This is a genomic window from Pseudomonas benzenivorans (genome assembly GCF_024397895.1).
Lineage (GTDB): Bacteria > Pseudomonadota > Gammaproteobacteria > Pseudomonadales > Pseudomonadaceae > Aquipseudomonas > Aquipseudomonas benzenivorans_A.
This window is the reverse complement of record NZ_CP073346.1, coordinates 3,063,521-3,076,205: the sequence shown is the minus strand read 5'-3', so window position 1 is coordinate 3,076,205 and position 12,685 is coordinate 3,063,521. Positions and strand designations below refer to the sequence as shown.

Sequence of the window (12,685 nt, the reverse complement as noted above, 5' to 3'; positions counted from 1 at the left end):
GTTGGTGCGCGCTAGGGGTTAGTGATCGATGGCGGCACCGGCACCACGGGGGATGCGGATGTCCTCGATGATGTGCTGGATGTGCTCCGGCGGCGCGGCGGTGACCTTGGACACCGCCAGCGATACCACGAAGTTGAACAGCATGCCCAGGGTACCGATGCCTTCGGGGGAGATACCGAACCACCACTCGTTCGGGCCCGCGGTCGGGTTGATGAACTTGTAGTAGACGATATAGCTGAAGGTGAAGGCCAGGCCCACCACCATGCCGGCAATCGCCCCTTCCTTGTTCATCTTCTTGGAGAAGATGCCCATGACGATGGCAGGGAAGAACGAGGCCGCCGCCAGGCCGAAGGCGAACGCCACCACCTGCGCCACGAAGGCCGGCGGGTAGATGCCGAACAGACCGGCCACCACCACCGCCACACCGGCGGCGATACGCGCGGCCAGCAGTTCACCCTTCTCGCTGATGTTGGGCTTGATCGCGCTCTTGAGCAGATCGTGGGAGATCGAGGTGGAGATCACCAGCAGCAGGCCGGCCGCGGTCGACAACGCCGCCGCCAGACCACCGGCGGCGATCAGGGCGATCACCCAGCCCGGCAGGTTGGCGATCTCCGGGTTGGCCAGCACCATGATGTCGCGGTCCACGTACAGCTCGGTGGCGGCATCGGTCGGCGCGTTGGTCACCAGGCGCTGGCCGTGCTCGCCCCGCTCGGCGGCGAAGGTCGGGTTGCCCACGAAGGGCGCGCCCGGGCCGTACTGGATCTTGCCGTCGCCGTTCTTGTCCAGCCAGGCGATCAGACCGGACTTCTCCCAGTTGCTGATCCACTGCGGCGCCTCTTCGTAGCTGATCCCCGGAATGGTGGTCAGCAGGTTGGTGCGGGCGAACGCCGCCACGGCCGGCGCGGTGGTGTAGAGGATGGCGATGAACAGCAGGGCGTAGCCGGCGGACTGACGCGCCGCACGCACGGTCGGGGTGGTGAAGAAGCGCACGATCACGTGGGGCAGACCGGCGGTACCGACCATCAGCGCCATGGTGATGAAGAACACGTCGATGGTCGACTTGCTGCCATCGGTGTAGGTGGCGAAGCCCAGCTCCGTGCCCAGTCCGTTGAGGCGTTCGAGCACCGACTGGCCGGTGCCGATGACCTCGCTGCCGAAGCCCAGCTGCGGGATCGGGTTGCCGGTGATCAGCATCGAGATGTAAATCGCCGGCACCATGTAGGCGAAGATCATCACGCAGTACTGCGCCACCTGGGTGTAGGTGATGCCCTTCATGCCGCCCAGCACCGAGTAGAAGAACACGATCGCCATGCCGATCATCACGCCGGTGTTGATGTCCACTTCCAGGTAGCGGGAGAAGACGATGCCGACGCCGCGCATCTGCCCGGCCACATAGGTGAAGGAAATGAAGATCACGCACACCACCGCCACCAGGCGGGCGGTCTGCGAGTAGTAACGCTCACCGATGAAGTCCGGCACGGTGAACTTGCCGAACTTGCGCAGGTAGGGCGCCAGGCACATGGCCAGGAGCACGTAGCCGCCGGTCCAGCCCATCAGGTAGACGCTGCCGTCGAGGCCGACGAAGGAGATGATCCCTGCCATGGAAATGAACGACGCCGCGCTCATCCAGTCGGCGCCGGTGGCCATGCCGTTGAGCACCGGGTGTACGCCCTTGCTGGCGACGTAGTACTCGCTGGTGGAGCCGGCACGGGTCCACAGCGCGATGCCGATATAGAGCGCGAAGGTCGCGCCGACGAACAGGTAGATCAGGGTTTGGGTATCCATGCTCGCCGCCTTTAGTCTTCGTGGACGTCGTGTTTGCGGTCGTACTGATTCATCTTCCACACGTAGAAGAAGATCATCACCACGAACACGTAGATGGAACCCTGCTGGGCAAACCAGAAGCCCAGGGGGAAGCCGAAGAACTGGATGGCGTTGAGCTGTTCGACGAACAGGATGCCGCAGCCGAACGACACCGCGAACCAGATGGCCAGCAGTATCAGCATCAGCCGCAGGTTGTCTTTCCAATAGGCCTTGGCGGCCTCTTCTTTGTTAGCGGACATGAGGTGCTCCTCAATAGTTTTTGTTGTTATCGCCACTTCAACATAGCAGCCCATCCGATGACTGCTAACGCGACTTTGGTCGAAGGTCAGACCCGTTTTCGAGCCGCGGGTCACTTCCCAGACAAACGATTGCCGTGACGCCTGCCAGGGTGCCTGTCCCGGGGACTGACCGGCTTGTGCCAGCCTGGGCCGACGCGCCCTGGACTGCTAGTCTGGTGCTCCCAGCGACCCGAGGAGCCCCTATGGCCACGCCCAGCATGACCCTGTTCCACTCCCCCGCCTCGCCCTTTGCGCGCAAGGTCCTGGTCCTGCTGCACGAGACCGGCCAACGCGAGCGGGTGACACTGGAGGAGGTGAAACTGACCCCGGTCAACCCGGACAGGACGCTCAACGCCCACAACCCGGCCGGCAAGATTCCCGCCCTGCGCCTGGCCGACGGCAACGTGCTGTACGACAGCCGGGTGATCCTCGAGTACCTCGACCAGCAGCACGTCGGCGAGCCGCTGATTCCCCAGTGCGGCGCCCCGCGCTGGCGCCGCCTGACCCTGGCGGCGCTGGCCGATGCCATCCTCGATGCCGCCGTGGGCATGCGCTACGAAAGCTTCCTGCGCCCGGAGGACAAGCGCTGGCCGCAATGGCTGGAGGCCCAGGGCGAGAAGATCGAGCGGGCGCTGCAGCAGCTCGAGGAGCAGGCCATCGCCGAACTGACCTGCCGCTTCGACATCGCCGCCATCGGCCTGGCCTGCGCCCTCGGCTATCTGGACTTCCGCCAGCCGGAGCGGGCCTGGCGCCAGCGCTTCCCGCAGCTGGCCGCCTGGTACGCCGAGGTCAGCCAGCGTCCTTCGATGCAGGCGACGCAACCGCCGGCCTGAGTCCGACGTCGCGGCCCGGCTGCGCAAACAGCCGGGCGATGCGGCGCGCCAGCAGGCGCCCCAGCCGCGCCTCCTCGCGCAAGCCGACATGCCCGCTCATGGCCGATGCCACAGGCGAAAGAAGCCCAGGGCCATCACCAGGCTGCACTGGCCGAGTGCCGCGCACAGGGCCAGGAAGGAGCGCAGCGAGTCACTCCGGCGCGCCTCGGCCAGTCCCGTCAGGCTGTTCCACAAGGGCTCCGGCAAGGCCCACAGCACCAGGCCGGCCAGCGGTTTGCCGCTCAGCAGCAGGCCGTCGATCAGGTCGAACTGACCGCAGAACATCAGCCCGATCAGCAGCAGCGCGGCCACCACCAGGCCGAGGGCAAAGCAGGCACAGAATTGCAGGACTGGACGCATGGTCGGATTCTCCGGAACTGGGCACGGCCTCGGCCGTGCCCGAATCGATCAGGACGCGGACGGCGCGGCGGCGCTCTTGCCGACGCCGTACCAATCGAGATTACGGGTCAGCACCATGACGCCACCGAGCACGCCGAAGACCAGCAACGAGCCCATCAACAGGGCGTAATCCTCGCTGCTGAGCAGCCCGTAGAGCAGGGCGTAGAGCGCCGCCAGCAGCCCGCCGAAGCCGCCCCCGCGCAGTCGGCTGCGCAGCACGTGACTGACGTAGAAGGCGTTCAACGCCACGCAGGCCAGGGCCGACAGGCCGTAGGCCAGGGCGAAGCCCAGGTGCTCGGACAGCGACAGCAGCAGCAGGTAGAACAGCGCCAGGGACAGGCCGACCAGGGCGTACTGCACCGGATGCACGGCCAGGCGCTTGAGCACTTCGAACAGGAAGAACACGGCGAAGGTCAGGGCGACGAACAGCAGCGCGTATTTGATCGCCCGATCGGTCTTCAGGTACTGGTCCACCGGGTCGACGAAACTGACGCCGAAGCTGCGGCCGAACAGCGCCTGGCACTCACCCTTGCGCACGCAGTGCTGCAGCCCCTGTTCCAGATTGGTGGCGAAGAAGCTGGTCTGCCACTGCGCCTGGAACCCCTCGGCGGTCACCTCCCGCGTGCTCGGCAGGTACTCGCCGACGAAGCTCGGATGGGGCCAGTCCGAGCGCAACTCGACCCGGCTGTCGCGCCCCACCGGGGTGATGTCCAGCTGTTCGGTGCCCTGCAGCTTGAGGTCGAAGGCGAACTCCAGCAGCTGGCCGCCCTGGCTGTCCAGGGCCGGCAGCGGCGCATGGACGCCGGGGCCGAAGCGCTCATCGCCACTACCCGGGGCAAAGCTCAGGCGCTGACCGTTCAGACGCAGCTGCAGGTCGTTGCTGATGCCGCGAATATCGCTGATGCCCACCGCCAGAAAGGGCCGATCGAAACGGTAGAGGCCCAGCTCATCGCCCAGACCCAGGCGCGCCGGCAGCTTGAAGGCGCCGCTGATCCGGTTGTCGCTGCGGTACAGCAACGCCTCGTAGATACCCCGCGCCCGCAGTTCGGTGGCGACCTCGCCGTTGAGCACGAAACGCTCGGGGAGGAAGTACAGGCGCCCGCTGGCCTGGCGCTGCTCCTGATAGCGCTCGCCGGTCTTGGCGTGGGTTTTCCACTCCTGCCACACCTTGGTGTAGGGCAGCACCAGGATCGGCCCGGTGATCCGCTGGCGATAACTGGAGCTGCGGGCGATGTCCTGCAGCACGCCGGCGCGCAGGTACTGCCGCTCCGCTACCAGGCCGTCGATCATCGACAGGGGGATCAGCAACAGCACGATCAGCAGGGCGATGGCCCCCAATTTGAAGGCGAGGATTCGATTCATGGCGCAGCGCTCCGATGCAGATAAGGTGAGCTCAGTCTGCGCGGGGCCGATGGAGGCACTGTGGAGGGAGAGTGGAGAGTCGATGGAGTTCTGGTGTCGGCAGGCGCGCGACGGGGCCTGTGACCTGACTTAAACAGCGCGCCGACTTCGGGTATAAACGGCAACGCGGCCTGTCGGAAGCCTTAACCAGGCAGGCCCCCCGCTGGCCTGGAGGGCGCTTGGCGAACACAGGCCTTTCTTCGACCCACAAGGATAGGGACGGCACAATGAGCGAACATGGCGCACACGTCTTCTGGCAGCGCGGCGACCAGGACTTTCTCGGCAACACCTACAGCCGCCGGCACCTGTGGCGCTTCGATGGCGGCCTGGAAGTTCCCGGCTCCTCCTCGCCCCAGGTGGTGCCCCTGCCGATGTCGGACGCCACCGCGGTCGACCCCGAGGAAGCCTTCGTTGCCTCGCTCGCCAGTTGCCACATGCTCTGGTTTCTTTCCATCGCGGCGAAAAAGCGCTTCTGTGTCGACAGCTACCACGACAACGCCAGCGGGCTGATGCGCGCCAACAGCGCCGGCAAGCACTACATCGCCCTGGTCACCCTGCGGCCCGCCGTGACCTTCTCCGGCGAGCGCCTGCCGAGCCGCGAACAGATCGAACAGATGCACCACCTGGCCCACGAGGAATGCTTTATCGCCAACTCGGTGAAATCCGAGCTGCGCTGCGAGCCACGTTTTCCGGACTAGCAGCCCCCCACCGAACACCCCATGCGCAAGGACGCCAACATGAGCACCCGCAACCTTCTGGCTTCACTGTTCCAGTACAAAGCCTGGGCCAACCAAGCGCTGTTTGCCGAACTGCAGCGCCTCGATCCGCAGCGACATGGGGCCGAGCTGCACGCCGCCCTGCGCGTGCTCAACCATATCCATGTGGTCGACCGCATCTTCGTCGCCAACCTACAAAGCCGGGCGCACGCCTACGACGCCACCAACAGCGTGGAAACGCCGAGCCTCGAGCAGCTGCGGCAAAGCGTGGCGGATACCGATGCCTGGTACCTGGACTATGTGGCGGAGCTGAGTGCCGAGCAGCTCAGGCAACCGCTGACATTCACCTTTGTCGATGGCGACGCTGGACGCATGAGCCGCGAGGAGATGCTGGCGCACATCATCACCCACGGCGGCTACCACCGGGGGGCGGTAGGACGGATCATGGCGCAGCTCGACTTCGCGCCACCACGGGATATCTACACCCGTTACCTGCACCTGGCCGAACCGCAGCGCCGCCAGGTGCGCTGACGCCGCTCGGCGAGGCGGGGATCACTCGCCGCGAATGTACTGTTCCAGCTGCCGAATCAGGCTGGCCTGCTCGGCGATGGTTTCCTTGACCAGGTCGCCGATCGACAGCAGGCCGATCAGCTCGCCCTCGGCCATCACCGGCAGGTGGCGCAGGTGACGGTCGGTCATCAGCTGCATGCACTCCTGGGCCGTCTGGCTCGGGCCGACGGTGATCACCTCGGCGGTCATGATCTCGCTGACCTGGGCGGAGAAGGCCGAGCGCTCCAGCAGGGCCACCTTGCGCGCGTAATCGCGCTCGCTGACGATGCCCGCCAGGCGCCCGTTATGCAGCACCACCAGGGCGCCGATGCCCTTCTCGGCCATCAGCTTGATGGCGTCCAGCACCGTGGTGTCGGGGCTGACGCTATAGACCAGGGCATGCGGTTTGCTGCGGAGAATCTCGGCGACTGACTTCATACAAGGTTTCCCAGGGTTGAGTGGTTTCGCACCGACTGAGCGGCGGCGCAGCTATGCATGATAGCCAAATTGGCCGTGACCCAGGCAAGCGAGGGCTTTCGACCCGGAATCCCGCGCTTGTAGCCTGCGCGTAAAACTTTGTAGTCTCCCTCGGCGGTTATGGCCCAGTGCCGCCGGGTTACCCGCCGATCAAACGCTCTAGCTGAGCCATACTGCCAACGGCACAACCGACCGCAGAAACCTGCTGCGACGGCCAGTTGCTGTTTCTGAGGGCCTGGCCCCTCCCCGTTTCCTGCGCGGCCCAGATCACTATGAAGTCGAACGACCCTGACGCTCGCCACAGCAAAGACGCTTCCAACCGCAGCGATAGCGACCAGATCGTCCAGGCGCTCGACGCCGGGAAGAACAAGCGCGTGCGCAAGCTGCTCAGCCGCATGCACCCGGCCAAGGTCGCCGCCTTGCTTGAGCTGCTCGAAAACGACAAGCGCCTCGCCCTCTGGCAACAGATCGACCCGCACCGCGAAGGGCGCATCCTGCCGCACCTGAACATCACCCTGCGCCGGGAGCTGGCCGGCGACTCCGCCGATGCGCAGCACGCCAGGCAGGAAGCGCAACTGGACTCGAGCAAGGGCGAGGTCAACCACCTGGAGGCCATCCGCGAGGCCCTGGGCCTGAAGAAGCTCAAGCGGGTCGGCAAGATTCTCCACCGCATGCATCCGGCCAAGGTCGCCGGCCTGCTCGAGGCCTTGCCGCCCGAGGAGCGCCTCAGCGTCTGGAGCATGGTCGAGACCGAGCGGGCCGGTAAGGTGCTGATCTACCTGCACGATGAAATCCGGGTCGCCCTGGCGCTGGAGCTCGACCTCGAGGACCTGATCGCCTCGGCCAGTCAGCTCGAGCTCGACGACCGCGTCGACCTGATCCAGAGCCTGCCCAGCGAACTGGGCGCCAAGTTGCTGCGCGCCAGCAGCGCCAGCCAGCGCAGCCAGCTCGAGTCGATGCTGGCCTACCCCGAGGACTCGGCCGGCGGCCTGATGAACGCCGACGTGATCCAGGTGCGCGCCGACGTCAAGGTCAGCACCGTGCTGCGCTACCTGCGCCTGCTGGAGACCCTGCCACCGCAGACCGACCTGCTGATGGTGGTCGACCGCAAGGGCCACTACCAGGGCGGACTGCGCCTCAGCGTGCTGGTCACCGCCGACCTGGAGCGGCCCGTGGCCGAGTTGCTGGACAGCGCCATCGTCGGCATCGCCGCCAGCGCCAGCGGCAGCGAGGTGGACCAGCGCTTCAAGGAACTCGACCTGCTGTCGGCCCCGGTGGTCGACGAGGACAACCGGGTGATCGGCCGGATCACCCTGGACGACGTCGCCGACCTGATGCGCGAAGACTCCGAGCGCACCCTGATGCAGATGGCCGGCCTGGACGATGAAGCCGACATCTTCGCCCCGGTCCTGGTCAGCTCGCGCCGCCGTGCAGTCTGGCTCGGCATCAACCTGATCACCGCATTCAGCGCCGCCTGGGTCATCGGCCTGTTCCAGGCCACCCTCGAGCAACTGGTGGCCCTGGCCGTGCTCATGCCGATCGTGGCGAGCATGGGCGGCATCGCCGGCAGCCAGACCCTGACCCTGGTGATTCGCGGCCTGGCCCTGGGCCAGGTGCAGAAAGGCAACTTTCGCATCCTGCTCAACCGCGAGCTGGGCATCTCCATCCTCAACGGCGTGCTCTGGGCCGTGGTCATCGCCCTGCTGGCGGTCGCCTGGTTCGGCCACTGGGGGCTGGGCGCGGTGCTCGGCAGCGCCATCCTGATCAACCTGCTGTGCGCGGCGCTGGCGGGCTGGGGCATCCCCCTGCTGCTCGAGCGCATGGGCATCGATCCGGCCCTGGCCGGCAGCGTGATCCTCACCACGGTGACCGATATCGTCGGTTTCTTCGCCTTCCTCGGCCTGGCCAGCCTGTTGCTGCTGTGAGGTCGGCGCTCAGGCGCGCGGCAGGCTCAGAACGACCTCGACGCCGCCCTCGACATTGCCGATGCGCAGGGCGCCGCCATGCAGCTGCGCCACTTCGCTGACGAAGTTCAGGCCCAGGCCGCTGCTCTTGCGCCCGCCGCCCGGCCGCGGCAGCGAGTAGAAGCGCTCGCACAGACGCGCCAGGGCATAGTCGGGAATGGCCTCGGCCTGGTTGAACAGGCGCAGCTCGACGCGCCCGTCGCGGGCCTCGGCGCTGCAGCGAAGCCATCCCCCCGGCGGTGTGAAGTCCAGGGCATTGTCCAGCAGATTGGCCAGGGCCTGGCGCAGCAGGAAGCGCTCGCCCCACACGTCCAGCCCGGCGGGAAGCTGGTTGTCGACGCGCAGGCTTGCACGCGCGATGCGTGCCATCTGCTGCTCCAGCAAGGCCTCGAGCAGCCCCCGCAGCGGCACCCGGACCCGCTCCTCCAGCCCCTGGCGTTGCTCAACCTGGGCCAGGTGCAGCAGGCGCTCGATCAACTGCTGCATGCGCCCGGCTTCCTGGTCGATATTGCCGACGAAGCGCTGGCGCTGCGCCGCCGGCATCTCGCCGCCCAGCAGTTCGGCGGCGCCGCGAATGGCCGCCAAAGGGCTCTTCAGTTCGTGGGTCAGGGTATGCACGTAGCGCTCGACGTAGGCCTTGCCCTCCAGCTCGGTGCGCATCCGCTCCAGGGCCTGGGCCAGCTGCGTCAGCTCGCCGCCGCGCAGGCTTGGCAGCTCGGCACGCTGACCGGCGCTGACCGCCTGGGCGTAGCGGGTGAGCTTGCGCAACGAGGCGCTAAGCCACCAGGACAGCAGTGCGCCGATCAGCAGGCCGAGACCGATCAGCCCGGCGCCGAGCCAGCCCAGGCGCCGCTGCGAGCGCTCGATATAGGGCTGCAGGGTGCGGTTCGGCTTGGCCACCGAGACCACGCCGATGATCCGTTCGCCGTCCTTGATCGGCGCCGCCACGTACATCACCGAGGAGTCCGGGTCGCTCGGGTCCTCGCGGCTGGAGCGGGCGCCGTACTGGCCGCGCAAGGTGAGGAGCACGTCGTTCCAGCGCGAGTAGTCCTCGCCCACCGCGGCGCCGCTGGAGTCGAGCAGGACGATACCATGGGCGTCGGTGACATAGATGCGGTGGTTGACCTGCGTCTTCTCCACACCCCAGATCTGCGCCTGCGGCTGGCGCCGGCCGTAGGCTTCCAGCAGTGCGGGCAGGCGACTCTGGGCCAGGCCGCCGGCCTTGACCTCGTCACGGAGGATTTCCGCCAGCAGGTTGGCGGTATCCACCAGGGTTTCCTCGGTGGACTGGCGCACCCCGGGACGGATCTCGTCCATCACCGTGCTCAGCACGAACCAGCCGGCCAGGCCGACGAACAGGAAGTAGACCAGGAAGATGCGCGCGCCCAGCGGCATCTCAGCGCTCCGGGCTGCAGCTGTAACCCAGGCCGCGGTGGGTCTGGATCGGTTCGCGGTCGGGGGCGACCTGGCGCAGCTTGGCGCGCAGGCTCTTGATATGGCTGTCGATGGTCCGCTCGTAACCCGCCTCGCTGGCCACCCCCAGGGCATCGAGCAGCTGCTCGCGGCTGAACACCCGCTCGGGCTGGGCCAGCAGGGTCTGCAGCAGGCGGAACTCGTGGCGGGTAAGGCCCAGCAACTGGCCGTGAAAATGAATCTGGTAGCGCAGCGGGTCGACGGCGAAGGCGCCAGCGCCGCTCGCCGGCGCCTCGAGGGGTCGCGGCGGCGCCGAACGCGGCCCGACCCGCTTGAGGATGGCCTTGACCCTTGCGGCCACCTCGCGCGGACTGAAGGGCTTGACCACGTAGTCGTCGGCGCCGATCTCCAGGCCCACCACCCGGTCGATCTCGGCGTCGCGGGCGGTGAGGAAAATCACCGGCACCTCGGAGAAGCGGCGCAGGCGCTTGCACGCCTCGAAGCCGCTGATGTCCGGCAGGCCGACATCGAGCACCACCAGGTCGAACGGCTCGCGGGCCAGGCGCTCCAGGGCCTCGCCGGCCAGGCTCAGCCAGGTGGTGGCGAAGCCCTCGTCCTGCAGGGCGTAGATCAGGGTGTCGGCGATTGCGGCTTCATCTTCGACGATCAGAATGTGCGGCATGGGCGTCCTGCGGCGCGGCGGTCTGGGCCGGCAGACTGCGCCAGGGGCGCAGCGAGCGTCAAGCCGCGGCGCCGTCCACTCAATCCAGGCGGAAGCGCCCGGTGTTCTGCGCCAGGCCCTGACTGCCGCGGCGCAGCTGCTCGGCGGCGCTGCTCACCGCCTGGGCGCCGTCGAGCAGGGCGCTGGCCGCCTGGTCGACCTGCTGGATATTGCCGCTGACCTCGTCGGCCGTGGCCGCCTGCTGCTCGGCGGCGGTGGCGATCTGCGCCAGGCGGTCGCTGACCCGCTGCACCGACTGGACGATGCCGTCGAGGTCCTCGCCCATGGACAGCACGCTGCCGACGTCGCCCTCGGCCTGGCGCACCGCCTCCTCCATCAGCCCCACCGACTGACCGACCACCTTGTGCAGGTCGGCGACGGTCTGGGCGATTTCCGCCGTGGAGTTCTGTGTACGCTGCGACAGCGAGCGCACCTCGTCGGCCACCACGGCGAATCCGCGGCCCTGGTCGCCGGCCCGCGCCGCCTCGATGGCCGCGTTGAGCGCCAGCAGGTTGGTCTGTTCGGCGATGCCCTTGATCACATCGACCACCCGGGTGATCTGCTCGGTCTGCTCGCGCAATTGCTGCAAGGCGATCGCGCTGTCACCCAGGCGACTGCTCAGCTGGCGCATGCTGGCGCTGGTCCGCGCACTGCGCTGGTTGCTCTGGTTGGCGATCTCGCGGGTGTGGCCAGCCTCGGCGGCGGCCTCCTCGCAGCTCTGCGCCACGCTCTGCGCCGTGGCCGCCATCTGCGTGGCCGCGGTGGCGATCTGGCTCATCTGTCCCTGCTGCTGCTCCACCGCCACCAGCGCGCTCTGCGCCTGGCCGCTGAGGACCTGTACCGTGCCGCCGAGCTGCTGACTCTCCTGGTTGACCCCCTGCAGCGAGTCGCGCAACTGCTCCACCGAGGTATTCAGGGCCGCCGCAATGCTGGCCAGCTCATCGGCGCCGTGCACCTGCATGTGCACCCGCAGGTCGCCATCACGCAAACCCTGGGCGGCCTCGATGATGCCCGCGGTGCTGCGGCGGATCGAGGCGTTGAGACAAAACAGCACATAGAGCGCCAGCAGGGTCAGCACGCCGAACAGGCCGATCACCCGGGCCATGGCGAGCTGCGCCTGCTGGCGGTAATCCCCCAGGCTCGCAGCGAACTGCTGATACAGGGCCTGTTGCAGCGCGTGCAGCTGGCCCTGCACGCTGTCGATGCGCTGGATGAACTGCGCCGGCGTCACGGCGATGGGATTGCTGTCGAACATGTCGCGGTCGATCTCGCCGTTGAAGCGTTGCAGACCCTGTTCGGCCTGGGCGAAAGCGCCCTGCAGATTCGCCATGGCCCCCGGGGCCTTCTGGCTCAGGGAGGTGCGCGCCTTGACCAGCTGGCCAAGGGACTCATCCAGGGAGCGGCGCAGGTCACGCAGCAGCACCCGGCTCTGCAGGGTGAAATGCTGCGATATCACCGAGCCAAAGCCCTGGCTGGCGAAACCGCCGAGGTTCTCCAACAGGCGCGGCAGGGTGAAGGTCAGCTGCTCCATCATCAGGTAGGTGTCGAGATTGGGGTCGAGAATCAGGCCGCTGTCGGTGGCCACCTGCTCGCGCAGGGTCAGCAGCTGCAACAGGGTGCTTTGGTAACGCTCCAGGGCATCCGGTAGCGCCAGCTTGCCCAGCGCCGCCACACTCAGCTCGCCGCGCAAGCGCTGCAGCTCCGCCAACTGTTCAAGCGCCTGGGCACTGGTGGCTTCGCTACTGAGCCGGGTCTGGGCGAGTTGCAGGGCTTCGTCCAGGGCGCCGGCACGCTGCTGCAACAGCGCCTCGGCCGGTTTGTCGGTGCCCTTCCAGCGCGCCAGCAAGGTGCGCTGCTCGAGCAACGCCTGCTGCACGCCACCGAGGGCCTCGACACCCTGCATGCCCTCCAGCTCGCGATCCATCAGGCTCAGGCGCGCGAGGTGATCGCTGCTGATAACCCACAGGGCGTAGGCCAGCGGTAGAACGAACAGGATGAACAACAGCTGGAACTTGCGCGCGAAGCTGAATCGCTCCAACAGGCGAACGCCCGGCTTGAGTACTCCAGTCAT

12 protein-coding genes are annotated in these 12,685 nt (G+C 67.2%); 4 read left to right on the top strand and 8 right to left on the bottom strand.

Going from position 1 to position 12,685, the window contains the following annotated elements:
* Nucleotides 1–18: 18 nt before the first annotated feature.
* Entirely contained in the window at nucleotides 19–1,785 is a 1,767-nt protein-coding gene (locus KDW96_RS14260; RefSeq protein WP_255836917.1) for a sodium:solute symporter family protein, read from the bottom strand.
* 11 nt (nucleotides 1,786–1,796) lie between these two features.
* A complete protein-coding gene (locus KDW96_RS14255) occupies nucleotides 1,797–2,063 on the bottom strand; it encodes a DUF4212 domain-containing protein (protein ID WP_255836916.1) in 267 nt (88 codons plus the stop codon).
* 242 nt (nucleotides 2,064–2,305) lie between these two features.
* Between KDW96_RS14255 and KDW96_RS14250 the strand changes: the two genes are divergently transcribed.
* Nucleotides 2,306–2,935 carry a glutathione S-transferase gene (locus KDW96_RS14250; protein WP_255836915.1) on the top strand — a complete coding sequence of 210 codons (630 nt, stop codon included), beginning with the start codon at nucleotides 2,306–2,308 and terminating at the stop codon, nucleotides 2,933–2,935.
* 96 nt (nucleotides 2,936–3,031) lie between these two features.
* On the opposite strand, the gene KDW96_RS14245 is transcribed toward KDW96_RS14250, so the two are convergent.
* Both KDW96_RS14245 and creD read right to left on the bottom strand, forming a co-directional pair.
* Nucleotides 3,032–3,334, bottom strand: coding sequence for a hypothetical protein (locus tag KDW96_RS14245; protein ID WP_255836914.1), 303 nt, complete (start codon nucleotides 3,332–3,334; stop codon nucleotides 3,032–3,034).
* A 48-nt stretch (nucleotides 3,335–3,382) separates the two neighbouring features.
* Entirely contained in the window at nucleotides 3,383–4,735 is a 1,353-nt protein-coding gene (creD, locus tag KDW96_RS14240; protein ID WP_255836913.1) for a cell envelope integrity protein CreD, read from the bottom strand.
* Between the two features lie 266 nt (nucleotides 4,736–5,001).
* Here creD and KDW96_RS14235 point away from each other — a divergent pair, with 266 nt between their 5' ends.
* Nucleotides 5,002–5,472 carry an OsmC family protein gene (locus KDW96_RS14235; protein ID WP_255836912.1) on the top strand — a complete coding sequence of 157 codons (471 nt, stop codon included), beginning with the start codon at nucleotides 5,002–5,004 and terminating at the stop codon, nucleotides 5,470–5,472.
* A 39-nt stretch (nucleotides 5,473–5,511) separates the two neighbouring features.
* Nucleotides 5,512–6,021, top strand: coding sequence for a DinB family protein (locus KDW96_RS14230; RefSeq protein ID WP_255836911.1), 510 nt, complete (start codon nucleotides 5,512–5,514; stop codon nucleotides 6,019–6,021).
* 21 nt (nucleotides 6,022–6,042) lie between these two features.
* On the opposite strand, the gene KDW96_RS14225 is transcribed toward KDW96_RS14230, so the two are convergent.
* Complete coding sequence (locus KDW96_RS14225) at nucleotides 6,043–6,477, bottom strand: CBS domain-containing protein (protein WP_255836910.1); 435 nt, start codon at nucleotides 6,475–6,477, stop codon at nucleotides 6,043–6,045.
* A 311-nt stretch (nucleotides 6,478–6,788) separates the two neighbouring features.
* Between KDW96_RS14225 and mgtE the strand changes: the two genes are divergently transcribed.
* Entirely contained in the window at nucleotides 6,789–8,441 is a 1,653-nt protein-coding gene (gene mgtE, locus KDW96_RS14220) for a magnesium transporter (RefSeq protein WP_255836909.1), read from the top strand.
* A gap of 9 nt (nucleotides 8,442–8,450) precedes the next feature.
* On the opposite strand, the gene creC is transcribed toward mgtE, so the two are convergent.
* The 3 genes from creC to KDW96_RS14205 form a co-directional block, all read right to left on the bottom strand.
* The gene (creC, locus tag KDW96_RS14215; RefSeq protein ID WP_255836908.1) at nucleotides 8,451–9,875 is read right to left on the bottom strand and encodes a two-component system sensor histidine kinase CreC; all 1,425 of its coding nucleotides are present in this window, start codon (nucleotides 9,873–9,875) and stop codon (nucleotides 8,451–8,453) included.
* A 1-nt stretch (nucleotide 9,876) separates the two neighbouring features.
* A complete protein-coding gene (gene creB, locus KDW96_RS14210) occupies nucleotides 9,877–10,575 on the bottom strand; it encodes a two-component system response regulator CreB (RefSeq protein ID WP_255836907.1) in 699 nt (232 codons plus the stop codon).
* A 79-nt stretch (nucleotides 10,576–10,654) separates the two neighbouring features.
* Nucleotides 10,655–12,685: a methyl-accepting chemotaxis protein gene (locus KDW96_RS14205; RefSeq protein WP_255836906.1), complete on the bottom strand. Its 2,031-nt coding sequence runs from the start codon at nucleotides 12,683–12,685 to the stop codon at nucleotides 10,655–10,657.